Origin of the sequence: Caulobacter zeae (assembly GCF_002858925.1) — a bacterium.
GTDB lineage: Bacteria > Pseudomonadota > Alphaproteobacteria > Caulobacterales > Caulobacteraceae > Caulobacter > Caulobacter zeae.
In genome coordinates this window covers 170,048-193,527 of sequence record NZ_PJRS01000011.1, presented here as the reverse complement: position 1 = coordinate 193,527, position 23,480 = coordinate 170,048, and the positions used below count along the sequence as shown (strand labels likewise).

The window sequence follows — 23,480 nt, the reverse complement described above, 5'->3', positions numbered from 1 at the left end:
CTCTGGGGGAGGCGGCCGAAGGCCGGTGGGGGGAAGTTCTCAGCTGCCGGTGAAGAGGCCGGCTTCTCAAACACTCCCCCACCGATCGCTTCGCGATCACCTCCCCCAGGGGGGGGAGGTTCCTCGTGGTCAGATCAAGCCGCCCGATGCGTGTGGATCACCTTCTGCGGGCCTTCGCGGAAGCGCTTCTCGGCCGTGACGATGCGCTCGCACAGGGCGTCCAGGTCCGACAGCAGCGAATAGGTGGCGTAGATGGGGATCTCCATCATCGCCACCTGCGCGCGCGGCATGAACTCGCAGTATTTCTTCCACGAGATGTGGTTGTCGCGAGCAGTCAGGGCGCGCTGCCCCAGCGGGTTCCACAGGTTCAGGTCGACCAGTTCGTCGCGGCACTCCTTCATCACCGGCAGGGCGATGTAGAGAAACAGGAAGGTCGGGGTGGCCGCGCGGCTGAACTGGGGCTGCACCTGCATGTGCCAGATGCGGAAGGCCTCGAAGAAGTTGGCCTTGCGGGCCGGATCCGGCGGCAGCCAGCTGGCCTCGGTATTGATGACCTCGGCGGCGCTGGCCGCGCGCTTGACCAGCTCGTCGGCGCTGCGGCCGCCGGCCATGGTCTTGGACAGGGCCCCGACCGGGATGTTCAGCTTGCGGGCCACGTCAGTGAAGCTGACCTGCTGGCCGGCCATCGGCGTGAACTGGCCGAAATTGGGGGCGTTGGGAGCCTTGGCGCGGCGGATGGCGGCGGCCTCGTGCTCGATCTTCTGGGCCTCGCGCTTCTTCTCGGCCTGGAGGCGGTCGAAATCGGCCTCGTGCGCGGCCTGCTCGTCGGGCGTCATCCAGCGGGCGCGGCCGGGGCCGTAGGTGCGCTCGAGCCGGTTGATCAGCACCAGGACGTGGTTTTCGGATGGACGCGTGCCGATGTCGCCGAGGAAGGCGCGGAAATCGCGCCACGTCCCGGTCACGCCGGTGCCGCGGCTCATCAGGATGTTGCGGTGGATCGACGCCTCGCCCGCATACTTGCGGCATAACGTCTGCAGCGTCAGGTCCTTGAGGTCCTGATCGAGTTCATCCCTGACGTTCGCTTCCGTCGACAACGGACGCCTCCCCCTCCACGAGAAATAGAGAATTTTCGCCCCGAGACCGTTTGTCGCACTGCGTGTTTAACATTTCGTCACGACGCCGAACAGCGTTCAAGGCAGCGCTTCATTGTCGCAATATCGACACGGGCGGCGCTTGGTCACGCGTTCCACAGGTTGCGCCAAGTCCATTTCGCTCGACGCGAAACCCGTGTTGGGACAAAAGACGCCCATGAAATTCCTGGATCAATGCAAGATCTTCATCCGCTCCGGAAACGGCGGCGGCGGGTCGGTGTCTTTCCGACGCGAGAAGTACATCGAATACGGCGGCCCCGACGGCGGGGACGGCGGTCGCGGCGGCGACATCTGGATCGAGGCCGTCGAGGGCCTCAACACCCTGATCGACTATCGCTACCAGCAGCACTTCAAGGCCGGCACCGGCGTGCACGGCATGGGCCGCCAGCGCCACGGCGCGGCCGGCGACGACATCGTCCTGAAGGTCCCCGTCGGCACCGAGGTGCTGGAAGAGGACAAGGAGACCCTGATCGTCGACCTCGACGAGGCGGGCATGCGCGTGCTGCTGGCCAAGGGCGGCAACGGCGGCTGGGGCAACCTGCACTTCAAGGGTCCGGTGAACCAGGCCCCGATGTGGGCCAATCCCGGCCAGGAAGGCGAGGAGCGCTGGCTGTGGCTGCGCCTGAAGCTCATCGCCGATGTCGGTCTGGTGGGCCTGCCCAACGCCGGTAAGTCGACCTTCCTGGCGGCCGCCAGCGCCGCCAAACCGAAGATCGCCGACTATCCCTTCACCACCCTGACCCCGAACCTGGGCGTCGTGGACCTGTCGACCAGCGAGCGCTTCGTGCTGGCCGACATCCCCGGCCTGATCGAGGGCGCGTCGGAAGGCGCGGGGCTCGGCACCCGGTTCCTGGGCCACGTCGAGCGTTCGGCCACCCTGATCCACCTGGTGGACGCCACCCAGGACGACATCGTCGGCGCCTGGACCACCATCCGCGGCGAGCTCGAGGCCTATGGCGACGAGCTGGGCGACAAGTCCGAGATCCTGGCGCTGAACAAGATCGACGCCCTGGACGACGAGACCCGCGCCGCCAAGCAGGCCGAGCTGGAAGCCGTGGCCGGCGTCAAGCCGCTGCTGATCTCCGGCGTGTCGGGCGAAGGGGTCACCGAGCTCCTGCGCGCGGCCTATCGCCAGGTGCGCGTGCGCCGCGGCGACGCTGTGGCCGAGATCGAGGAAGACGAGGACCACGTCGAGGAGACGCCGGGGGGCTGGCAGCCGTGAACCTGGGGGTCGGGGGACCTCTGGGCCAGGCCCGGAGGATCGTGTTCAAGGTCGGCTCGGCCCTGCTGGTCGACGCCGCCACCGGCGCAGCCAACAAGGGCTGGCTCGAGGCCTTCTGCGCCGACGCCGCGGCCCTGCGCGCGGCCGGCAAGCAGGTGGTCGTGGTCTCGTCCGGCGCGGGGGCGCTGGGCCGCCGGCGCCTTGGCCTGTCGGGCCGCAAGATCACCCTGCCGGAGAAGCAGGCCGCGGCCGCCGCCGGCCAGAGCCTGCTGATGCGGGCCTGGGAGGAGGCGTTCGAGCCGCACGGCGTCGGCGTCGCCCAGATCCTGATGACACGCGACGACACCGAGACCCGCCGCCGCTGGCTGAACGCCCGCGCCACGGTCGAGACCCTGCTGTCGCTGGGCGTGGTTCCGGTCGTCAACGAGAACGACACGGTGGCCACCGAAGAGATCCGCTACGGCGACAATGATCGCCTGGCCGCCCGCGTGGGCCAGCTGGCGGGCGCGGACCTGCTGGTGCTGCTGTCGGACATCGACGGCCTCTACACCGCCGACCCGCGCCGCGACCCGGCCGCCACCCACATTCCGCGCGTCTCGGAGATCACCCCGGCGATCGCCGCCATGGCCGAGGGCGCCAACGCCGCCGCCGGGGTCGGCACAGGCGGAATGGCCACCAAGATCGCCGCCGCCCGTATCGCGCGGGCCGCCGGCTGCGCCACCCTGATCACCCTGGGCTCGCGCCCGCGTCCGCTGGCCGCCATCGAAGAGGGCGCGCCCGCGACCCTGATCGAGGCCGCCGCCTCGCCCGCCGCCGCCTACAAGGCCTGGATCGCCGGCTCGCTGGCCCCGCAGGGCTGGGTGACGGTCGACGCCGGCGCCGCAGCCGCCCTGAAGACCGGCAAGAGCCTGCTGTCCGCCGGGGTGCGCGCCGTCGAGGGCCCGTTCGAAAAGGGCGACGCCGTCCGCGTCCGCGACGAGACCGGCCGCGAGGTCGCCCGCGGCCTGGTGCGCTACGACAGCGCCGACGCCTTGCGGATCGCCGGCCTGCGCAGCGACGCCATCGAGGCCGAACTGGGCTTCACCGAAGGCCCGATGATCCACGCCGACGACCTGGCGGTGGGGGGGTAGGACCCCCTCAGTCGCTCCGCGACAGCTCCCCCAGAGGGGGAGCATCTACGACGAAGATCCTCCCCCTCTGGGGGAGGAGGGCCGGAGGGCCGGAGGGGGGCCGTTATCAGCTTCCGCTGGGCCGCTGATTTCGCAGCCACTCCCCTCTCCGTCGGCTTCGCCGACACCTCTCCCAGAGGGAGAGGGCCTCATTTCAGGAACCCATCCACCGCCTTGGTGAAGGCCTCGGGTTGGTCGGCCATGATGAAGTGGCGACTGCCCTCGACCCGCACCAGCTTCACACCGGGCAGGGCGTCGTATTCGCGCATCCACAGCGCCCCGACCACGGCCGGCGGCAGCGCGCCCTCGGCGTCGACGGCGTAGAGGGCGGTGACCGGCGTCTTCATCGCCGCCAGGCCCGGACGGGCGTCCAGAGTCATCACTTCGGAGATCGCCTTGGCCACGGCCTTGCGGTCGGACGCCAGCGACCAGGCGACGATCGCCTCCTGCATGGCCGGGGTCTTCGACAGGCCCTTGGCGGCGGCGGCCTGCTGGGCGGCGAAGGTCTCGGGGCTGGCCGACAGGACGCCGGCCGCCATGCGGTCGGCGAAGGGCTTGGCGCTGGCGCTCGTCGCCGTCGGGCCGAACATGGCGCTGTAGAACGGCAGGCTGTCGACGGTCATCACCCGCCCCACGAGCCCGGGATTGCGCTGGGCCAGCAGCAGGCCCGACAGGCCGCCCATCGAGTGGCCGATCACCGCCGGCTGCTTGAGCCCGGCCGAGCGGATATAGGCCGCCAGGGCCTCGACCGCCGGGTCGACGAACGGGCCCTCGCCGCCGGTCCAGGACTGGCCGGCGAAGCCCGACAGCTGCACCAGGTGCACGCGGTGCGTCGCCTTCAGCCGCTCGGCCAACGGCCGGAACGCCTCGCGCGAGGAAGCCAGGCCGGGCACCAGGATCACGTCGGGCCCCTGCCCCACGACCTCGACCGTCAGGCGGTCGTTCACGGCGGCGGGCTGAGCCCTGGCGACGGAAACGGCGATCCCGAGGCCCAGCAGGACGGCCAGGACGATGATGCAGGCGCGCGCGACCGCGCGGCCGCGGAGGAAGGCGAGCGACATGGGGGTCTCCTAGCTTTCAGGGAACGTCTTCAGCGGACGTGCGTGTTTTCGAAAATCTCTTCGATCGGCCGCTCGAAGACGGCGGCGATGCGGTAGGCGAGGTCGAGCGAGGGGTCGTGCTTCTCGGTCTCCAGGGCGTTGACCGCCTGGCGCGAGACGCCCAGGGCCTGGCCCATCTGCTCCTGGGTCCAGCCGCGCTCGACCCGCAGCAGCTTCAGGCGGTTCTTCATCGCGTGCTCCGGATGAAGGGCGAGACCACGCCGAACACCGCCCAGAACAACGGATAGATCAGCCAGCCCGGCAGGTGCGGCGCGTGGGCGTAGCTTTCGCCGAAGCCCCACACCGAGAACAGGGCCATGGCCACGCCCGAGGCGATGATGAACTGCTTGGCGACCAGGGCGCGGACGAATTCGTCGGACTCGGCCATCAGGGCCAGGGTCGCCCAGATCTGTCCGACCACCGGGGCCGAGACCACCAGGGCCAGCGCCCAGGCCGCCACCGGCGTCCTGATGTCGTCGAAGGCCCCGAAGATCGCGCCGGTGTTGACCAGCACATAGGGGATCATGAACGCCATGGTGCGGATCACGTAGCGCTTGTGCGCCGAGGTCTGGAACTTTCCGATCGCCAGCATGGCTCGCCTCCCGTTGATGTAAGGCAAACCTGACACGGGCAGAATGTCATGTCAACCTGACATTATGTCGGGAGATCCTGACATACCCATGAACCTCGCCCCTTGCTGACGCTCGCGCCATGATGCAACCTATGCGCGCTTAACGGGAAATGCTCGGGAGGGCGGAATGATCGATCGGCGCGTGATGCTGGCCACCGGCCTGGCGGCGGGTCTGGCGGCGGCCGGCGAAGCGGCGGCGCAGACGCTGCGGCGGCGGGTCAGCTGGCAGGTGTTCAGGAACTCGACGTCGGGCCCGTCCTACGCCCGCGCCGTCGGCATCATGCGCAGCAACCCCAACGCGTCGGATCCGAACAGCTGGTTCTACTGGGCCAACATCCACCAGAACTTCTGCCCGCACGGCGTGCCCTACTTCCTGGCCTGGCACCGGGGTTACATCCTGCAGTTCGAGCAGAAGATCCGCGAACTGTCGCGAGACCCCAACTTCAGCCTGCCGTACTGGAACTACTTCGCCGACCCGAACATGCCGTCGGATTTCACCAACCCCGCGCCCGGCAATCCGCTCTACGTGAAGCGCACCAACACCAACGTCGTGAACGCCCTCGGCTACGACTTCACCGATCCGGTCTGGAAGCAGTTGCCGCGCAACTGGCCCACGCCCATGGAGCCGCGGGTCGAGAGCGTGCCGCACAACCAGGTGCACAACATCATCGGCGGCTTCATGCCCACCCTGCAGTCGCCGCAGGATCCGATCTTCTGGTTGCACCACGCCAACATCGACCGGCTGTGGTGCGCCTGGGTCAAGGCCGGCGCCGGGCGCGCCAACCCGCCCCCGACCGACGCCTACTGGAACGGGACCTTCGTCTATGGCGGCCAGCCTCAGATGAACAAGCGCGTGACCTACAGCGCCGAAGGCCTGGGCTACACCTACGACGACGAACGCCTGCCTACCCCGCGACGGCTGGGCGTCACCGTCGCCCCGCCGATCAGGGCGGTGCCTCTCGCCAGGGAGCGGCTGATCGGACAGGTGCTGTCGCTGGGCGAGACGCAAGGCGGCCTGACGCTCGACCAGAGCTCGTTCAGCCTGCGCGTGCCGCTCGGCGACGATGGCCAGAACCGCACGCGGCTGCTGACCGTCCCGCCGCCGCGCGGCCCCTCCGCCGCCGGCGTCCGACCACCCGTGAGCATCAACGTCGTGCTCGAGGATGTGGCGGTGACCGAAGCCGGCAAGCAGGGCGGCTATTTCTACCAGGTCTATGTCAACCTGCCGGCCGGCGGCGCGCTGAACCCTTCGCGCCTGATCGGCACGGTCGGCGCCTTCGAGATCGCCGGAGCCCAGCACAGCGGCGGCGAGGGCCCGCACGCCGCCCACGGCGACGGCAAGGTGCGCCTGGTGTTGCCCGCCACCGAGGTCCTGCGCCGGCTTTCGCCAGGCCAATTGCGCGAGGTCAAGGTGTCGTTCGTCCGGGTCGACGGCCCCGAGGCGCCGACAGGTCCGGCGATCACCATCGGCGCGTTCCGGGTGGAGTCGACGGTGGAGGCGCCGCGCTAGAACCTGCTGGGTTTGGATGGACATCCAAGCCTGATCAGCAAGTTCCAGATTCAAACACTTCGAGCACGCCAGATCCGGTCAGCCGGGCACGCCTGACCCTGGCGCGCTCCGGCTGACAGGCTTTCTGGCGACGTCGCCAGCGTTTGGCCATTCCCCCCGCGCCCCAAAGGGCCTAGGTAAGCCTCAATCTGAGCATATCCGGGGACGGACGAGCCATGGACGACGCGGCCGGGGGCCTGCAGGCGACAATGAGAGCGATGGGCCAGGCGGCCCGCGAGGGCGCGCGCTCGCTTCGCCTCGCCACGCCAGCCCAGCGCACCGCCGCCCTCGTCGCCATCGCCGCCGCCATCCGCGCCGAGGCCCCGGCCATCCTGGCCGCCAACGCCCGCGACCTGGAAAAGGCCGACGCCAACGGCCTGACCCCGCCGATGATCGAGCGGCTGATGCTCAACGAGCAGCGGCTTGAAGGCGTGGCCGCCGGCGTCGAGGCCGTGGCCGCCATTCCCGACCCGCTGGGCGTCGAGACCGCCCGCTGGCAGCGCCCCAACGGCCTGGACATCGCCCGCGTGCGCACGCCGATCGGCGTGATCGCCATGATCTACGAAAGCCGCCCCAACGTGACGGCCGACGCCGCGGCCCTGACCCTGCGGTCGGGCAATGCGGTGATCCTGCGCGGCGGCTCGGAGTGCATCGAGTCCAACCTCGCCATCCACGCCGCCGTGCTGAAGGGCCTGGCCGCCGCGGGCCTGCCTGCGAACGTGGTGCAGATGGTGCGCACCACCGACCGCGCCGCCGTCGGCGCCATCCTGTCGGGCCTGGACCGGTCGATCGACCTGATCATCCCGCGCGGCGGCAAGAGCCTGGTCGCTCGCGTCCAGGCCGAGGCCCGCGCCCCGGTGCTGGGCCACCTGGAAGGCCTGAACCACGTCTTCGTCCACGAGGCCGCCGACCTGAAGAAGGCCGCCGACATCGTGCTGAACGCCAAGATGCGCCGCGTGTCGGTGTGCGGCTCGGCCGAGACCCTGCTGATCGACCGCGCCGCGGCCGGCAAGCTGCTGCCGCCGATCGCCGACGTGTTGATCAAGGCCGGCTGCGAGATCCGCGGCGACGCGGCCGCCCGCGCCATCGAACCGGAACTCAAGGCCGCCACGGTCGAGGACTGGACCACCGAGTACCTGGCCCCGATCATCGCCGTGGCCGTGGTCGACGGCGTCGAGGGCGCGGCTGCGCACATCGCTGCGTACGGCTCGGGCCACACCGACGCGATCGTCACCGAGGACGCCGCCGCCGCCGAGCGGTTCGTCGGCCAGGTCGACAGCGCCATCGTGCTGGTCAACGCCTCCACCCAGTTCGCCGATGGCGGCGAGTTCGGCTTCGGGGCCGAAATCGGCATCGCCACCGACAAGCTTCATGCCCGCGGCCCGGTCGGGGCCGAGCAACTGACGACGTTCAAGTATGTGGTTCGCGGGACCGGCCAGACTCGTCCCTGAGGCCGGCCGCCCCAGCGCCCATCGCCTCGGCTTCCACCTGGAGCCGGGCATGCGCGTCGGGCTGTTCGGCGGCAGCTTCAACCCGGCGCACGAGGGCCACGCCCACGTGGCCGAGACGGCCCTGCATCGCCTGAACCTCGACAAGGTGATCTGGCTGGTCTCGCCGCAGAACCCGCTGAAGTCGTCGCGCGAGACGCGGCCGCTGGCCGAGCGCATGGGCGAGGCCCGGCGCTGGGCGCGCGGCTCGTCCATGATCGTCTCCGACGCCGAGACGCGGCTGGGCTCGCAATACACGATCGACACCCTGCGGGTGCTCAAGGCCCGTTTCCCGGGCGTGAAGTTCGTCTGGGTGATGGGCGCCGACAGCCTGGCCACCTTCCACCGCTGGCGCGGCTGGACCCAGATCATGCGCGAGGTCCCCGTGGCCGTGGTCTCGCGCCCCTGGGCGGCGCTCAAGGCCCGCAGTTCGCCCGCCGCCCGCCGCTTCGCCTTCGCCCGCCGCCCGGCCAGCGCCGCGGCGACTATCGCTGACGCCGACGTCCCGGCCTGGGTCTACCTGACCGGCCCGTTGAACTTCGCCTCGTCCACGGCCCTGCGGGCGCGCCAGACCAAGGGTTGAGCCCGCCCGAATCCGCCTGCGACCACGATCCCCCTCACGTTTCGAGTCTTTCCGTGCTATGAGGGGCTTTGCGCGAAGCCAATAAGGAGCATTCCGCTGCGTAGCGACCCCGCGCCGACGGCGCACGAGGGACCGGCTGGTGCCGAATCCTCGACTGAAAATCCGACGCTCAGTACGGACCTGAACATCAAGGCGCTGGAGCGCCTGATCCTGGACCGCCTCGACGACGACAAGGCCCAGGACATCGTCCACATCGACCTTACGGACAAGAGCTCCGTGGCCGACAGCCTGATCGTGGCTTCGGGCCGCTCGCACCGTCACGTCGGCGCTCTCGCCGACCACGTGCTGCGCGCGCTGAAGGACCATGGCCTGGGCAAGGCCCGGGTCGAAGGCCTGCCGCACTGCGACTGGGTGCTGATCGACGCCGGCGACGTCGTCGTCCACCTGTTCCGCCCCGAAGTGCGCAGCTTCTACAACATCGAGAAGATCTGGGCCGTCGACGCCCCGCACCGGATGCCGGCCGCGTCGTCGAACTGATCTCTCGTGGGCAGGCCCCGCTCCTGAGCTCGGCTCGGAGCGGGGTTCTCCGCCCCGCTTTCCCAGAATGAAGATCACCATCCTCACCGTCGGGAAGCTCGGCCGCATGGTCGAGGCGCAGCTGGCGCTGGACTACGCGTCCCGCGCCACCGCGTCCGGCCGCGCCCTCGCGCTCGGCCCCGTCGAGATCCTCGAGGTCGAGGCCCGCAAGCCCGGCAAGGCCGCCGAGGCCGAGGTGCTGCGCCCGCACCTGGAGGGCGCCTATGTCGTCGCCTGCGACGAGCACGGCAAGGTCCACACCTCGCGCGCCTTCGCCGGACGCCTGGAGCGCCTGCGCGACGACGGCCAGCGCAGGATCGTGTTCCTGATCGGCGGCGCCGACGGGCTGGACCCGTCGATCCTGGCCCAAGCCAACGAACTGCTGGCCTTCGGGCCCCAGACCTGGCCCCACGCCCTGGCCCGCGCCATGCTGGCCGAACAGATCTACCGCGCCGCCACCATCCTGGCGGGCTCGCCCTATCACCGGGATTGAGTGGGCGCGAAAGACGCCTCCCTCTCCCTCTGGGAGAGGGGCTTGTTTGTTGCGCCCTTTGAAACCGCCGCGCCCTAAGGCAGATAGGGATTCGATGCCCCGTCGCCCCGCGATCCTCGCCGTCAGCGCCTGCGCCCTGCTCCTCGCCGGAGCGGGGGCCGTCGTCGCGCAGCAGATCGGCGACCAGCGCACCCGCGACCTGCAGCAGGCCGCCGACACCCGCCGCGAGATCGAGGACCTGCGGGCCGAGCTGGCCCGGCTGAACCAGCAGCAGGTCTCGGCCGGGGCCGATGTCGACGTCAAGCGCGCCCGGCTGGAGACCTTGCACCGGCGGGAGTCGGCGCTGATCGGCGAACTGGGCCGCGACCGGGGCCAGCTGGCCCGGCTGCTCAGCGCCCTGCAACTATTCCGCCGCAATCCGCCGCCGGCCCTGCTGGTCAATCCCCGCGACGCCCGCGACGCGGTGCGGGCGGCGATCCTGATCCGGGCCATGACCCCCGACCTGCAGGCCCGCGCCGACGCCTACGCCCGCCAGGCCCGCGCCGTCGGCGCCCTGCGCCGCGAGGCCGCCGCCGCCTCCGAGCAGCTGTTCACCGCCGAGAGCGCCATGGCCGACCGCCGCGGCGAGCTGGAGCGGATGATCGTCGAGAAGACCCAGCTGGAGCGCGCCTACGCCCAGGACGCCATCGCCGCCGACCAGGAGCGCCAGACCCTGGGCGCCTTGACCGACGGCCTGGCGACCGGCGGCGCCACCGGTCCGCTGGCGCTGCGGGTTCCGGCGCCCGGCGAGGTGGTCCGCCGCTGGGGCGACGCCCTGCCGGTGGGCGGCAAGGCCGAAGGCCTGTCGATCCGCACCGCCAAGGGCCAGAACGTCGGCAGCCCCGCCGCCGGCGTGGTCGAGTACGCCGGCCCGCTGAACGGCTGGGACATGGTCGTGATCGTCCGCACCCAGGGCGCCTACCATCTGGTCATGGCCGGCATGGCCGACGTTTCGGTGGCGCCCGGACAATCAGTCGCAGCCGGCGCCAGCCTCGGACGCATGACGGACCGTGGACCTTTGGAGCCGGAGCTCTATCTTGAAGTGCGTGAGAACGGCGTTCCGGCCGATCCGGGGCGTTGGCTGAAGCAGGAGTCGCGGTAGACGACTTTTTCAGCAATGATGGGCGTTCATCATGACGCGGCCCGCGTCGGGGATGGACGGGGCCGGTGTATAAGAGGCGGCGTTCGCGCCGCTTGAGTATCGAACGCGGCGTCCGCGCCGCCAGGGAGCCATTCTGGCCTTATGCGCAAGTACCTGCTCATCGGTGTTTCGGCCTTTGTCCTCGGCGCGGGGACCATGGCCTACGTCAGCCCCATCGCCCAAGCGACCATCCCCTCGCAGAAGGCCAAGACCTACAAGCTGCTCGAACTGTTCGGCGACGTGCTCGCCACCGTCGAGGACCAGTACGTCACCGAAGTCGACGACAAGAAGCTGATCGAGGCGGCCCTGGACGGCATGCTGACCAGCCTCGACCCGCACTCGGGCTATCTGTCGCCCGACAGCTTCGAGGACATGCAGGACACCACCCGCGGCGAATACGGCGGCCTCGGCATCGAGGTCACCAGCGAGGAAGGCGTGGTCAAGGTCATCTCGCCGATGGACGGCACGCCCGCCGCCCGGGCCGGCGTCCAGGCCGGCGACTACATCACGGCCGTCAACGGCCAGTCGGTCCTGGGCCTGACGGTCAACGAGGCCGTCAAGCAGATGCGCGGCCCGGCCGGCGAGACGGTGGCCATCACCATCGCCCGCGAGAAGTCCGACCCGATCGAGCTGAAGCTGGTGCGCGAGGTCATCAAGCCCAAGGCCGCCATCGCCCGCATGGAAGGCGACTACGGCTATGTGCGCCTGCCCGGCTTCAACGAGAAATCCACCGACGCCCTGGCCGCGTCCATCAAGGACCTGCAGGCCAAGAACCCGCAGATGAAGGGCCTCGTCTTCGACCTGCGCAACAATCCGGGCGGCCTGCTCGACCAGGCGCGCGGGGTCGCCGACCTCTTCCTGGAAGGCGGCGAGGTCGTCAGCCAGCGCGGCCGCAATCCGCGCGACATCCAGCGCCTGAACGCCACCCCGGGCGATATCCTGAACGGCCTGCCGATGGTGGTGCTGATCAACCAGGGCTCGGCCTCGGCCGCCGAAATCGTCGCGGGCGCCCTGCAGGACCGTCACCGCGCCGAACTCGTCGGCATCACCAGCTTCGGCAAGGGCTCGGTGCAGACCGTGATCCCGCTGCGCGGCGGCGCCGACGGCGCGCTGAAGCTGACCACGGCCCGCTACTTCACCCCGTCGGGCCGCTCGATCCAAAAGACCGGCATCGAGCCCGACCTGGAAGTGGCCCAGACCAAGGACCAGGCCCAGGACATCGCCAACCGCGTGTGGTTCAGCGAGGCCAGCTTCAAGAACGCGCTCAACGCCGACGAGGGCAAGACCCGCAAGGGCGCCCACGTCCCAGCCGAGGCGCCGCCCGCCGGCTTCGACGAGAAGAAGGACGACTTCCAGCTGTCGCGGGCCCTGGCCGTGCTGAAGGCCGGTTCGGTCGAGGCCGTGCCGAAGCTGCCCAAGCCGCAGCCCAAGATCGCCGAAGTCACCGCCAAGGCCGCGGCCGTCGGCGGCAAGCCCCCGGTCGAGAAGAAGTAAGGGCTTTCGAGTTCCGGAAAACGAGCCGCCCGTCGAAAGATGGGCGGCTTTTTCTTTGGGGGTAGCCTCAGCTCATCCCCAGCGCCGCGATCATCACCACGGCCAGGCCAATCACCAACCCCGCCCCGGCCCGCAGTACGGCGGCCAGGCACGCGGCGCGGTCTTCGGCGCGCGAAGGATCGGTGAAACAGGCGAACTCGGTCAGGCTCATGGCGAGGTCTCCTCACGAAAAGCTTGCGCCCGAGGATCGGCCGGCGGGAAGGCCTCACCACCGCTTTTGCGCCCAACCTCGCCTGGCGGTCATTTCCGCGCCGCGCTTCGCTGAGAAAAGCAGCGATCCGCCATTTCGCCGCAGGTTTGGGCGAACCCTGTTAACCATATCTTGGAAGCTTGCCCGCTAAGCCCATCCCATGGCCGCCGTGTTCTCCCGCAAGCCCGCCTACACCGCCGCCGCGCCCGAGTCCGCCGACGGCGGTGACCTGCGCGCGCGCCTGATGGCGGCCGCGGCCAATCCCTATATCGGCGCCAGCGGCGCGGCCTTCCTGTTCCTGCTCAGCCTGGCCGTTCTGGTGCTGGTCACCGGCGACCCCAAGGCCGGCGCCCCGGTGATCCGCCTGTCGCTGTCGGAGATCGGCGCCACCAAGGGCGCGCCCGACGGCTGGCGCGAGGCCCTGGCCGCCGAAGGAGCCGAGGAAGCCCCGCTGCTGCCCGGCCAACTGGACCTGTCGACCCAGCCCTTCGCTCGCCAGGCGTCGACCGAAGAACCCGCCGAAGCCTTTACCGACCTGGCGGCCGCGCCGGTTGCGTCGGGCGGCGCCCTGGTCCAGGCCCCGCTGCCCGGCCTGTCGGCGCCCGGCCCCGGCGGCGGCCCGCTGCCGGTGATCGCTCCCGACGGCCGCACCGTCGCCGAGGCCTATGCCCGCCCCTTCACCCCCGACGGCCGCCCGCGCGTGGCCCTGGTGATCGGCGGCCTGGGCCTCAACGCCCAGACCACCCGCGCCGCCATCGAGACCCTGCCGCCCGAGGTCACCCTGTCGTTCGCCCCCTACGCCGAGGGCCTCCAAGGCTGGATCGATCTCGCCCGCTCGCACGGCCACGAGGTGCTGCTCGAGACGCCGATGGAGCCCAACGACTATCCGGCTAACGATCCGGGTCCCTACACCCTGATCGCCGCCAACCGGCCCGACGAGACGGTGCGCAAGCTGGAATGGCTGATGTCGCGCGCCACCGGCTATTTCGGCCTGACCAACTATCTGGGCTCGAAGTTCCTGGCCTCCGACCCGGCCATGGCCACCTTCACCACGGCTCTGAAGGCCCGGGGCCTGGCCTTCGTCGACGACGGCGCGGCCGCCCGTCGCGGCGGCCCGATCCCCCGCGCCTCGGCCGAGCGCGGCATCGACGACGACCTTTCGGCCGAGGCCATCGAGGGCCAGCTGCGGGCCCTGGAAGCGGGCGCCAGCGCGCGCGGCCAGTCGCTGGGCGTGGGCTTCGCCTATCCCGTGACCATCAGCCAGGTGCGCAACTGGGCTGGCGGCCTCAATGCGCGGGGCGTGCAACTGGCGCCGGCTTCAGCTATCGCCAAGCGATGACCGCGCAACCCGACCTGTCGCTCTACCGCCCCAATGTGGGCGTCGCCCTCTTCCACCCCACCGACGGCCGCGTCTGGCTGGGCATGCGCCACAAGCAGGAGCCGCCCTACAACTGGCAGCTGCCGCAGGGCGGCGTCGACGAGGGCGAGGACCTGGAAGCCGCCGCCCGCCGCGAACTCTATGAAGAGACCGGCGTGAAGTCCGCCCAGCTGCTGGGCCGCACCGAGGGCTGGCTGACCTACGACTATCCGGCCGACTTCATGGGGACCAAGCGGGCCCGCGGGTACCTGGGACAGAAGCAGGTCTGGTTCGCTTTCCGCTTCACCGGCGACGAGGCCGAGATCGACCTGGCGGCCCATGGCGACATCGAGTTCGACGACTGGCGCTGGGGCGCTCTCGACGAAACGCCCGAACTGATCGTACCCTTCAAGCGCGGCGTCTACGAACAGATGGTCGCCGCTTTCTCGGGGTTCGCGCGCATCGCCTGACACCGAAGGCTCAGCGCGCCATGCCTCAACGGGGTTTGGGAGGCGCGGGCTTGAGCAGAACCATCCTGATGATCCATGGCTACGGCATGACCGGCGACAGCTGGGCCCCCGTGGCCGAGACCTTCCGCAAGGCGGGCTACGCGGTCGAGACGCCGACCATCCGGCCCGCCCTGCGCACGGCCGGGCCGCCCTCGCCCGACCTGGCAGGCCTGTCGCTGGCCGACTACGTGGCCGAGCTCAGCGCCGCGGCGGCCGTGACCGCCGCCCGCGACGGCGTCAAGCCGATCGTCTTTGGCCATTCCATGGGCGGCCTGATCGCCCAGAAGCTGGCCGAGAGCGGCCTGACCTCGGGCCTCGTGCTGTTCGCCCCGGCCTCGCCGGCCGATGCGCGCGGCAAACCCAAGCTGTCGCCGATCATCACCTTCCTCAACGCCGTGCTGACCCAGGGCGGCGCGCCCAAGCCGGTGAAGATGTGGAAGACCGGCTTCAGGTTCGGCGTCGTCAACGCCGTGCCGGCCGCCCGCCACGACGCGCTCTACGCCAAGGCGGTCTACGACTCCGGCCGGGTGCTTCAGGACCTGGCCTATCCGGATCGCGATCCCTCGCGCACCGTCCACGTCGACGCCGCCAAGGTGAGCGTGCCGGTCCTGGTGCTGGCCGGGGCCAAAGACCGCACCACGCCGGTCGAGGACGTCCGCCTGGTCGGCCGCAAGTACGCCGGCGCCGACTACCGCGAGTATCCCGACCATGCCCACTGGCTGATCGACGAGCCGGGCAGCGACGTCCTGCTGACCGCGGTGCAGTCGTGGCTGTCGGAAAAGGGCCTCGGGCCCGCCTCGGCCGCGCCGCCCAAGCCCAAGGCAGAACCCGCGCCGGAGCCGGCCAAGTCCGAGCCGCAGACCACGCCCGCCGCCGAACCAGCCGCTGCCGTCACCCCACCGCCCAAGCCTCGCGCGCCGGCCAAGGCCAAGACCCCGAACAAGGCCAAGGCCGTGGTCGCCGAACCGGCCGCCAAGCCGCGGGCGAAGGTCGCGCCGAAACCCAAGGTCGCGTCCAGGACGCCAGCCAAGGCCAAGGCCAAGGCGGCGCCGGCTGCCGAAGTCCCGCCGGCGTCGGCCGAAAAGGCGGCAAAGGCCGCCCCCAAGGCAAAGGCCGCCGCCAAGCCGCAGGCCGCGCCGGAACCGGCCAAGCCGGCCGCGAAGGCCCCGGCCAAGGCCAAGGCGCCTCCCAAGCCGAAACCGGCCGGGGCGGCGGAAGCCGCCAAGACGGCTCCAAAGCCCAAGCCTGCGGCCAAGCCCCCGGCAACGCCCAAGGCCGCACCCGCCAAGCCGACGGCGACAAAGATGCCCAACGTCGTCAATCCGGAGCTGACGAAGGCGACGAAAGCCCCGGCCAAACCGAAAGCGGCGGCAAAATCCAAGGCTGCGACAACGACCCCCGCCAAAACTTCGCCACGCGGCAAGAAGAGCGTGTAGGCTCCATTGAAACGCTCGTATCAGTCACACGGGCGAAAGTTGACCTAAGAGGCGGGCGTGAAGGCTCCGGTGATCATGGTCCACGGCGCCTTCTGCGGCGGCTGGACGTTCGACAGTTTCCGAGAGCCGTTCGAGGCCGCCGGGCACCGGGTGCTCACCCCGGACCTGCCGGGACGCGGTCCCGGCGGTTCGGTCGTCGGCCTGTCGATGAGCGATTACGCCCGCGACATCGCCCGCCTGATCCGCTCGTGCGAGCGGCCGCCGATCCTGATCGGCCACTCCATGGGCGGGCTGGTGGCCCAGCTGGCCGCCGGCCGCGCCCCGGTCGAGCGCCTGATCCTGCTGGCCCCCTCCCCGCCGTGGGGCGTGCATGGCGCCAGCCTGGAGGAGGCGGTCTCGGCCGTCAGCCTCTATGCGCTGGGCCCCTACTGGCTGCAGGCGATCGCGCCCGACTACGGCGTGGTGCGCCGCTACAGCCTCGACCGCCTGCCGCGCGACAAACGTCGCGCCCTCTACGCCCGCATGACCTCGGAAAGCGGCCGGGCGCTGTGGGAGACGCTGAACTGGTGGCTGGACCCGTTCATGACCACCAGCCCCGGCCCGGTGAAGGCGCCGGTGCTCGCCATAGCCGGCGGCCAGGACGTCGTCCACCCGCCCGCCACCGTCCGCCAGACCGCGGCGCGCCTGGGCGGGATGTTCCACGAGTTTCCCGAGATGAGCCACTGGCTGCCCGGCGAGCCGGGCTGGGAGGCCGTGGCGGCGTTGTGCCTGGACTTCATCGCGGCGGAGAGCCGGGCGGCGGCCTAAGCCCCCCTCAGTCGCCATCCCTGCTCCTCCCCCGAGAAACGGGGGAGGAGAAAGACGATCCTTCCGCTCTGGGGAAGGTGGCCCGGAGGGCCGGAGGGGGCCTCCCCCAGACAACGAAAAAGGCGCGGAGGTCACCCTCCGCGCCTTTCGCGTTTCAGCTCGACGAGCCTCTGACCATCACTGGGTGGTGTAGAGGATCTGGGCCTGTTCGAAGTTCTTGCCGACCGAGCTGTCGTCCAGCTTCTTGATGCGGACGTAGACGAGGCCGGCCTTGCCGCCGGCTGCGTTGTTGTCCCAGGTCACGGTCAGGCGCTTGACGTCGGTGACCAGTTGGTCGTTGCGGATCAGCTTCAGCTGCGGGCTGTTCTCCCAGGTCGCCCAGTCGTGCAGGGCGGTGGCCAGGTGCTGGGCCTGGTCCGGGCCCTGGGCGTGCTGGACGTTCAGGGTGCAGACGTTCTTGTTCGAACCCGGGTTGTCGAGGACGATCTGGTAGGGCTTGCCCAGGTCCAGCGTCCACAGGTCGCGCTTCTTCTTGAAGCCCGCGGCCTTGGCCAGGGCGTTGAAGTCGCCGCCGACGACGGCCGGCTTGCAGATGGTGTCGAGGACGCTGAGGATCTTCACCGAGACCGGGTCGGTCGGCGGGGGCGGACGCACCGCTTCCGGAGCGGCCGCGGCGGCGGCGGCTTCCGGGGTGCCGGCGGCGGGCGCCGGGACGACGGGCGTGGCTTGATCGGCAGGCGCGGCCTGATCAACGGGCGCGGCGGCCGGGGCGGGAGCCGGGGCGGCGGCGGGAGCGGGCTGCTCCTGGGCGACGGCGGTCGAAACGACGCCGAGGGCGATCAGGCTGGCGAGCGCAAGGCGCATAGGTCGGATATCCCCTAGAGACTTGGAGGTCGGCATTAAAACCGACAAGCGTTCCCTCGCAACCCTTATGGTGGCCGATTACGGCGGGGATGGGGTCACAAACGTAATTTTTTCGATCCTCCCCCTCTGGGGGGAGGTGTCGGCGAAGCCGACGGAGGGGGGAGCGCCCGCGATATCACCAGCCTTCTCGGCAGCTGAAACCGTCCCCCCTCCGGCCCTCCGGGCCACCTCCCCCACAGGGCGAGGATCGCCGAAAACAAAAAACGCCCCCGCTGTTTCCAGCGAGGGCGCTTTCGAACTCTTGGGAAAGAAGCGGCTCTTACGAGGCCACTTCCACCGCGTGCTCGGCCAGGATCGTGAAGCCGTCGGGACCCACGTCGGCGAAACCGCCCTGGATGTCGAACAGCTTGACGGTCGAGCCGTCGCGCACCGTCACCCGACCCTCGCGCAGCGTGGTCATGAACGGGGCGTGGTTCGGCAGCACGCCGAAATCGCCTTCCGTGCCCGGAGCGTCGACCTGGTCGACGTCGGCCGAGAACAGTTCGCGCTCGGGCGCGACGAGAGAGAAGTGCAGCTTGGCCATCAGTCGTAGGTCTCCACGGCGCCCAGGGCCGCTTCGATGTCTTCGTCGGTCTGGATCTCGGTGCCGCAGAACGGGCAGAAGCGGATGGTGGTCAGGACCGTGCCCGTCTCACCATCGGCTTCCCGTTGACCCAGGTTCAACAGGATCAGGCCGCTGTCGTGCTCGATGAGGGAGGCCTCGGCGTCCGAAGACACCGCGTCCTCCAGCTCCTCGCAGCAGAAATGGGCCAGATCGCCGTCTTCCTCGTGCATCAGACTTCAGCCGCCATCTTTTCGGCCTTGGCCACGGCTTCCTCGATCGCGCCGACCATGTAGAAGGCGCCTTCCGGCAGGTGGTCGTACTCGCCGTCCACGATGCCCTTGAACGAGCGGATGGTGTCCTTCAGCTGGACGAAGGCGCCCGGCGTGTTGGTGAACTGCTCGGCGACGTGGAAGGGCTGCGACAGGAAGCGCGAGATCTTGCGGGCGCGAGCGACCGTCAGCTTGTCCTCTTCCGACAGCTCGTCCATGCCCAGGATGGCGATGATGTCCTTCAGGGCCTTGTACTGCTGGAGCACTTCCTGGACGCGGCGAGCGACCGTGTAGTGCTCTTCACCGATGACCAGCGGGTCCATGATCCGCGAGGTCGAGTCCAGCGGATCGACGGCCGGGAAGATGGCCTGGGCGGCGATGTCGCGCGACAGAACGGTGGTGGCGTCCAGGTGGGCGAACGAAGCGGCCGGGGCCGGGTCGGTCAGGTCGTCGGCGGGAACGTAGATGGCCTGGACCGAGGTGATCGAACCCTTGTTGGTCGAGGTAATGCGCTCTTGCAGGTTGCCCATCTCGGTAGCCAGGGTGGGCTGGTAGCCCACGGCCGAGGGGATGCGGCCCAGCAGAGCCGACACTTCGGCGCCGGCTTGGGTGAAGCGGAAGATGTTGTCGACGAACAGCAGCACGTCCTTGCCTTCTTCGTCACGGAAGTATTCCGCGATCGACAGGCCGGTCAGGGCGACGCGGGCGCGGGCGCCCGGCGGTTCGTTCATCTGGCCGTAGACCAGGGCGCAGCGCGAGCCTTCGGTCGAACCGCCGTTTTCCTTCGGGTCGACGTTGACCTTCGACTCGATCATCTCGTGATAGAGGTCGTTGCCTTCGCGGGTGCGTTCGCCCACGCCGGCCAGAACCGAGTAACCGCCGTAAGCCTTGGCGATGTTGTTGATCAGTTCCTGCATCGTCACGGTCTTGCCGACGCCGGCGCCGCCGAACAGGCCGATCTTGCCGCCCTTGGTGTAGGGGCACATCAGGTCGATGACCTTGATGCCGGTGACGAGCACTTCAGCGGTGTTGGTCTGCTCGGCGAAGGTCGGGGCGTCGCGGTGGATCGTGCGGTACAGGTCCGACTGGATCGGGCCCTGCTCGTCGATCGGCTCGCCGACGACGTTCATGATGCGGCCCAGCGTGCCCGGACCGACCGGAACACGGATCGACTCGCCGGTGTCGCGCACGGGCTGGCCGCGGACGAGACCTTCGGTGGCGTCCATGGCGATGGCGCGGACGGTGTTCTGGCCCAGGTGCTGGGCGACTTCGAACACCAGGCGCTGGCCGGTGGCGGTGTTGGTCGTCTCGACGGCGTTCAGGATCGCCGGCAGGGCGCCGGTGAACTCGATGTCGACGACGGCGCCGATGATCTGCACCAGCTTGCCGGTGGCTTCACCGGCGACGGGGGCGGCGGCCTTCGGAGCAGCGGCCTTCTTGGCGGCCGGAGCCTTGGGAGCAGCAGCGGCCGGAGCGGCGGCGGCCTTCGTGGCGGCGGGCTTCTTGGCGGCTGCCGGCTTTTCAGCGGCGGCTTCGGGAGCCTTAGCAGGGGTCTTGGCCATGGCGTGCGGGTCTTTCGTGCGTCTCTGCGTGCGTTTTTGGCGTTAGGCTAGATCAGACGGCTTCGGCGCCGGAGATGATCTCGATCAGCTCCTTGGTGATCTGAGCCTGGCGGGAACGGTTGTACTCGAGGGTGTAGCGCTTGATCATGTCGCCCGCGTTCCGCGTGGCGTTGTCCATCGCCGTCATCTGGCTGGCGTAGAAGCCGGCCATGTTGTCGAGCAGGGCCGACAGGATCTGGACCGTCAGGTTGCGCGGCAGCAGGGTCTCGAGAATGGCCTCTTCCGAGGGCTCGTACTCGTAGACCGCCGCCGGGCCCGACGCGACTTCGGCGCCGCCCTCGACAACCGCCGGGATCAGCTGCAGCGCGGTCGGAACCTGCTGCACCACCGACCGGAAGCGGCTGTAGAACAGGGTCACCACGTCGATGTCGCCGGCTTCGTAGAGCTTGGTGACGACGTCGGCGATCGGCTGGGCGACCGACAGGGTGATCTGGCGGTAGGCCGACAGGTCGAAGTTATCCACCACCTTGTCGCCGTAGGGGCGCTTCAGCTGGGCGGTCACCTTCTTGCCGACGCAGACGATCTTCACGTCCTTGCCCTGGGCGATCAGCCCGTCGATGTGGGCGCGAGCCGCGCGCACGATCGACGAGGTGAAGCCGCCGGCCAGACCACGGTCCGCAGCGGCCACCACCACCAGGTGACGGTCGTCGCGGCCGGTGCCGGCCAGCAGCGCCGGAGCGCCGTCGCCCGACACGCCGGTCGCGAGGTTGGCGATGACGCTGGCCAGACGCCGAGCGTACGGACGGGCGGCTTCCGCCGCGTCCTGGCTCCGGCGCAGCTTGGCAGCCGCCACCATCTGCATCGCTTTCGTGATCTTTTGCGTCGCTTTGACGCTCGAGATCCGATTGCGCATTTCCTTCAAGCTGGCCATTCGGCGCTACTCTCTCCGAGCGGTTCCGAGGGGGCTTAGGCGAAGGTCGACGAGAAGCTGTCGAGCGCGCTCTTCAGCGACGCTTCCAGGTCCTTGTCGAGGGCCTTCTTGGTGGCGATGCCGGTCAGCAGGTCCTGGTGGGCGCTGTGCAGGCGGGCCAGGAACTCGGTCTCGAAGCGACGCACCGACGAGGTCGGGATCTTGTCGAGGTAGCCGCGGGTGCCGGCGTAGATCACGCAGACCTGCTCTTCGACCGACAGCGGCGCGTATTGCGGCTGCTTCAGCAGCTCGGTCAGGCGCTCGCCGCGAGCCAGCATCTTCTGGGTCGAGGCGTCGAGGTCCGAGCCGAACTTCGCGAAGGCGGCCATTTCACGATACTGGGCCAGCTCGCCCTTAATCGGACCGGCGACCTGCTTCATGGCCTTGATCTGGGCCGACGAGCCGACGCGCGACACCGAGATGCCGACGTTCACGGCCGGGCGGATGCCCTGGTAGAACAGGTCGGTTTCCAGGAAGATCTGGCCGTCGGTGATCGAGATCACGTTGGTCGGGATGTAGGCCGACACGTCGTTGGCCTGGGTTTCGATGATCGGCAGAGCCGTCAGCGAGCCCGAACCGTTGTCTTCGTTCAGCTTCGCGGCGCGTTCCAGCAGGCGCGAGTGCAGGTAGAAGACGTCGCCCGGATAGGCTTCGCGGCCCGGCGGGCGGCGCAGCAGCAGCGACATCTGGCGGTAGGCGACGGCTTGCTTGGACAGATCGTCATAGATGATCAGGCCGTGCAGGCCGTTGTCGCGGAACCACTCGCCCATGGCGCAGCCGGCGAACGGGGCCAGGTATTGCAGCGGGGCCGGCTCCGAGGCCGAGGCCACGACGACGATGGTGTATTCCAGGGCGCCGTGCTCTTCCAGGGTCTTGACGATCTGGGCGACGGTCGAGCGCTTCTGGCCAATGGCGACGTAGACGCAGTAGAGCTTGGCGCTCTCGTCCTTGCCGGCGTTGGCGGCCTTCTGGTTCAGGATGGTGTCGATGGCGACGGCGGTCTTGCCGGTCTGACGGTCACCGATGATCAGTTCGCGCTGGCCGCGGCCGACGGGGATCAGGGTGTCGATCGACTTCAGGCCGGTCTGCACGGGCTCGTGCACCGACTTGCGCGGGATGATGCCCGGGGCCTTCACGTCGACGCGGCGACGCTCGGTGTATTGGATCGGGCCCTTGCCGTCGATCGGCTCGCCCAGCGGGTTGACGACGCGGCCCAGCAGGCCCTTGCCGACCGGCACGTCGACGATCTCGCCGAGGCGGCGGACTTCGTCGCCTTCCTTGATGGCCTGGTCCTGGCCGAAGATCACGGCGCCGACGTTGTCGCGCTCGAGGTTCAGGGCCATGCCCTTCACGCCGGCCTTCGGGAACTCGACCATTTCACCGGCCTGGACGTTGTCCAGACCGTAGATGCGGGCGATACCGTCGCCGACCGACAGGACCTGGCCGACGTCCGAAACGGCGGCTTCCTCGCCGAAGTTGGCGATCTGCGACTTGAGGATGGCCGAGATTTCGGCGGCGCGGATATCCATGGCTGGGTCGGGCTCTTTCTTGAGGCTCTCTGCGTACGTACGTTTTTGCGCGGTTATACGCTTAGGCGCGCTTGAGGGCGAATTTCAGGGAGTCGAGCTTCGAGCGAACCGAAGCGTCGAACAGTCGGGAACCGACACGCACCTTGACGCCGCCCAGGATGGACGGGTCGACGCGGGTCGAGATTTCGGGGGTCTGGCCGAGCGCGCTCGACACGGCGGCCGTGACGGCCTTCAGCTGGGCGGCGGTCAGCGGGGCGGCCGAGGTGACCTCGGCGGCGACCACGCCGCGGTGCTTGGCCGACAGCGCCACGAAGGCGTTGATCGCGCCGACCAGCTCGGCCGAGCGGCCGTTGGTGGCGATCAGGCCCAGGAACTTGGCGGTCAGGATGTCGAAACCGGCCTTCACGGCGACGGCGGTCAGGCCCTTGGCCTTGTCCTCGGCCGAGAACGCGGGCGAGTCGATCAGACGGCGCAGGTCGGCGCTTTCGGCGACCAGACCCTTCAGGGTCTTCAGGTCGCTCTCGACCTTCGCCAGGTTGCCGCCTTCGATCGTCAGTTCGAACAGGGACTGCGCATAACGCTGACCCGCATCCGTCGCCTTGGTTTCTTCCGCCACTTGTTCCGCCCGGTGTGCGTTGCAATCGCCGCGGAAGAGAAGCTCCCCCCTCTCCCCGGCTTAAAGACTTGT

25 protein-coding genes are annotated in these 23,480 nt (G+C 69.5%); 13 read left to right on the top strand and 12 right to left on the bottom strand.

From position 1 onward, the window contains the following. Positions 1-134: 134 nt before the first annotated feature. Entirely contained in the window at positions 135-1,094 is a 960-nt protein-coding gene (locus SGCZBJ_RS05635; RefSeq protein WP_101717034.1) for a hypothetical protein, read from the bottom strand. A 214-nt stretch (positions 1,095-1,308) separates the two neighbouring features. On the opposite strand from SGCZBJ_RS05635, the gene obgE reads away from it, so the two are divergent. Beyond that, positions 1,309-2,373: a GTPase ObgE gene (gene obgE, locus SGCZBJ_RS05630; protein WP_101717033.1), complete on the top strand. Its 1,065-nt coding sequence runs from the start codon at positions 1,309-1,311 to the stop codon at positions 2,371-2,373. After that, on the top strand, positions 2,370-3,503 hold the full coding sequence (proB, locus tag SGCZBJ_RS05625; protein WP_101717032.1) for a glutamate 5-kinase: 1,134 nt from the start codon (positions 2,370-2,372) through the stop codon (positions 3,501-3,503). Before obgE ends, proB begins: the two co-directional genes overlap by 4 nt. 188 nt (positions 3,504-3,691) lie before the next feature. Here the strand turns inward: proB and SGCZBJ_RS05620 are convergent, their stop codons facing one another. The 3 genes from SGCZBJ_RS05620 to SGCZBJ_RS05610 are packed head-to-tail and all read right to left on the bottom strand — an operon-like array spanning position 3,692 to position 5,234. After that, complete coding sequence (locus SGCZBJ_RS05620) at positions 3,692-4,603, bottom strand: alpha/beta fold hydrolase (RefSeq protein ID WP_101717031.1); 912 nt, start codon at positions 4,601-4,603, stop codon at positions 3,692-3,694. Positions 4,604-4,632: 29 nt separating this feature from the next. Then, positions 4,633-4,833 (bottom strand): helix-turn-helix transcriptional regulator, encoded by a 201-nt coding sequence (locus SGCZBJ_RS05615; protein ID WP_101717030.1) that lies wholly within the window; start codon positions 4,831-4,833, stop codon positions 4,633-4,635. Continuing rightward, a complete protein-coding gene (locus SGCZBJ_RS05610; RefSeq protein ID WP_101717029.1) occupies positions 4,830-5,234 on the bottom strand; it encodes a hypothetical protein in 405 nt (134 codons plus the stop codon). The genes SGCZBJ_RS05615 and SGCZBJ_RS05610 overlap by 4 nt, the downstream gene beginning before the upstream one ends. Positions 5,235-5,400: 166 nt before the next feature. Between SGCZBJ_RS05610 and SGCZBJ_RS05605 the strand changes: the two genes are divergently transcribed. The 7 genes from SGCZBJ_RS05605 (at position 5,401) to SGCZBJ_RS05575 (ending at position 12,635) form a co-directional block, all read left to right on the top strand. Further along, on the top strand, positions 5,401-6,783 hold the full coding sequence (locus SGCZBJ_RS05605; RefSeq protein ID WP_101717028.1) for a tyrosinase family protein: 1,383 nt from the start codon (positions 5,401-5,403) through the stop codon (positions 6,781-6,783). 215 nt (positions 6,784-6,998) lie between these two features. Then, a complete protein-coding gene (locus SGCZBJ_RS05600; protein WP_101717027.1) occupies positions 6,999-8,273 on the top strand; it encodes a glutamate-5-semialdehyde dehydrogenase in 1,275 nt (424 codons plus the stop codon). Further along, positions 8,239-8,892, top strand: a complete 654-nt coding sequence (locus SGCZBJ_RS05595) for a nicotinate-nucleotide adenylyltransferase (RefSeq protein ID WP_101717026.1) — start codon at positions 8,239-8,241, stop codon at positions 8,890-8,892. The genes SGCZBJ_RS05600 and SGCZBJ_RS05595 overlap by 35 nt, the downstream gene beginning before the upstream one ends. A 96-nt stretch (positions 8,893-8,988) precedes the next feature. Then, complete coding sequence (gene rsfS, locus SGCZBJ_RS05590; RefSeq protein WP_165262651.1) at positions 8,989-9,429, top strand: ribosome silencing factor; 441 nt, start codon at positions 8,989-8,991, stop codon at positions 9,427-9,429. A gap of 67 nt (positions 9,430-9,496) precedes the next feature. Further along, a complete protein-coding gene (gene rlmH / locus SGCZBJ_RS05585; RefSeq protein WP_101717025.1) occupies positions 9,497-9,961 on the top strand; it encodes a 23S rRNA (pseudouridine(1915)-N(3))-methyltransferase RlmH in 465 nt (154 codons plus the stop codon). Between the two features lie 94 nt (positions 9,962-10,055). Next, the gene (locus SGCZBJ_RS05580; RefSeq protein WP_101717024.1) at positions 10,056-11,102 is read left to right on the top strand and encodes a murein hydrolase activator EnvC family protein; all 1,047 of its coding nucleotides are present in this window, start codon (positions 10,056-10,058) and stop codon (positions 11,100-11,102) included. Positions 11,103-11,243: 141 nt separating this feature from the next. Continuing rightward, positions 11,244-12,635, top strand: a complete 1,392-nt coding sequence (locus tag SGCZBJ_RS05575) for a S41 family peptidase (RefSeq protein WP_101717023.1) — start codon at positions 11,244-11,246, stop codon at positions 12,633-12,635. Positions 12,636-12,702: 67 nt separating this feature from the next. On the opposite strand, the gene SGCZBJ_RS25580 is transcribed toward SGCZBJ_RS05575, so the two are convergent. After that, on the bottom strand, positions 12,703-12,846 hold the full coding sequence (locus SGCZBJ_RS25580; RefSeq protein ID WP_165799248.1) for a hypothetical protein: 144 nt from the start codon (positions 12,844-12,846) through the stop codon (positions 12,703-12,705). Between the two features lie 199 nt (positions 12,847-13,045). Here SGCZBJ_RS25580 and SGCZBJ_RS05570 point away from each other — a divergent pair, with 199 nt between their 5' ends. The 4 genes from SGCZBJ_RS05570 to SGCZBJ_RS05555 are packed head-to-tail and all read left to right on the top strand — an operon-like array spanning position 13,046 to position 16,994. Beyond that, positions 13,046-14,224 carry a divergent polysaccharide deacetylase family protein gene (locus SGCZBJ_RS05570; RefSeq protein ID WP_101717022.1) on the top strand — a complete coding sequence of 393 codons (1,179 nt, stop codon included), beginning with the start codon at positions 13,046-13,048 and terminating at the stop codon, positions 14,222-14,224. Further along, positions 14,221-14,712, top strand: a complete 492-nt coding sequence (locus SGCZBJ_RS05565; protein ID WP_101717021.1) for an RNA pyrophosphohydrolase — start codon at positions 14,221-14,223, stop codon at positions 14,710-14,712. Before SGCZBJ_RS05570 ends, SGCZBJ_RS05565 begins: the two co-directional genes overlap by 4 nt. Before the next feature lie 50 nt (positions 14,713-14,762). Continuing rightward, positions 14,763-16,187 (top strand): alpha/beta hydrolase, encoded by a 1,425-nt coding sequence (locus SGCZBJ_RS05560; protein WP_101717020.1) that lies wholly within the window; start codon positions 14,763-14,765, stop codon positions 16,185-16,187. Positions 16,188-16,244: 57 nt separating this feature from the next. Beyond that, a complete protein-coding gene (locus SGCZBJ_RS05555) occupies positions 16,245-16,994 on the top strand; it encodes an alpha/beta fold hydrolase (RefSeq protein WP_101717019.1) in 750 nt (249 codons plus the stop codon). A 177-nt stretch (positions 16,995-17,171) separates the two neighbouring features. Here SGCZBJ_RS05555 and SGCZBJ_RS05550 read toward each other — a convergent pair whose 3' ends face one another. The 7 genes from SGCZBJ_RS05550 to SGCZBJ_RS05520 all read right to left on the bottom strand — a co-directional run bounded on the left by SGCZBJ_RS05550 (position 17,172) and on the right by SGCZBJ_RS05520 (position 23,408). Further along, complete coding sequence (locus SGCZBJ_RS05550; protein WP_101717018.1) at positions 17,172-17,858, bottom strand: hypothetical protein; 687 nt, start codon at positions 17,856-17,858, stop codon at positions 17,172-17,174. Between the two features lie 319 nt (positions 17,859-18,177). Further along, positions 18,178-18,441, bottom strand: coding sequence for an ATP synthase F1 subunit epsilon (locus SGCZBJ_RS05545; protein WP_101712786.1), 264 nt, complete (start codon positions 18,439-18,441; stop codon positions 18,178-18,180). Beyond that, positions 18,441-18,692, bottom strand: coding sequence for a hypothetical protein (locus SGCZBJ_RS05540; RefSeq protein WP_101717017.1), 252 nt, complete (start codon positions 18,690-18,692; stop codon positions 18,441-18,443). Before SGCZBJ_RS05540 ends, SGCZBJ_RS05545 begins: the two co-directional genes overlap by 1 nt. After that, on the bottom strand, positions 18,692-20,293 hold the full coding sequence (gene atpD / locus SGCZBJ_RS05535) for a F0F1 ATP synthase subunit beta (RefSeq protein ID WP_101717016.1): 1,602 nt from the start codon (positions 20,291-20,293) through the stop codon (positions 18,692-18,694). Before atpD ends, SGCZBJ_RS05540 begins: the two co-directional genes overlap by 1 nt. Positions 20,294-20,345: 52 nt before the next feature. Further along, positions 20,346-21,224, bottom strand: coding sequence for a F0F1 ATP synthase subunit gamma (locus SGCZBJ_RS05530; protein WP_101712789.1), 879 nt, complete (start codon positions 21,222-21,224; stop codon positions 20,346-20,348). Positions 21,225-21,259: 35 nt separating this feature from the next. Then, the gene (atpA, locus tag SGCZBJ_RS05525; RefSeq protein WP_101717015.1) at positions 21,260-22,792 is read right to left on the bottom strand and encodes a F0F1 ATP synthase subunit alpha; all 1,533 of its coding nucleotides are present in this window, start codon (positions 22,790-22,792) and stop codon (positions 21,260-21,262) included. Between the two features lie 61 nt (positions 22,793-22,853). Beyond that, positions 22,854-23,408 (bottom strand): F0F1 ATP synthase subunit delta, encoded by a 555-nt coding sequence (locus SGCZBJ_RS05520; RefSeq protein ID WP_101717014.1) that lies wholly within the window; start codon positions 23,406-23,408, stop codon positions 22,854-22,856. Between the last annotated feature and the right edge of the window lie 72 nt (positions 23,409-23,480).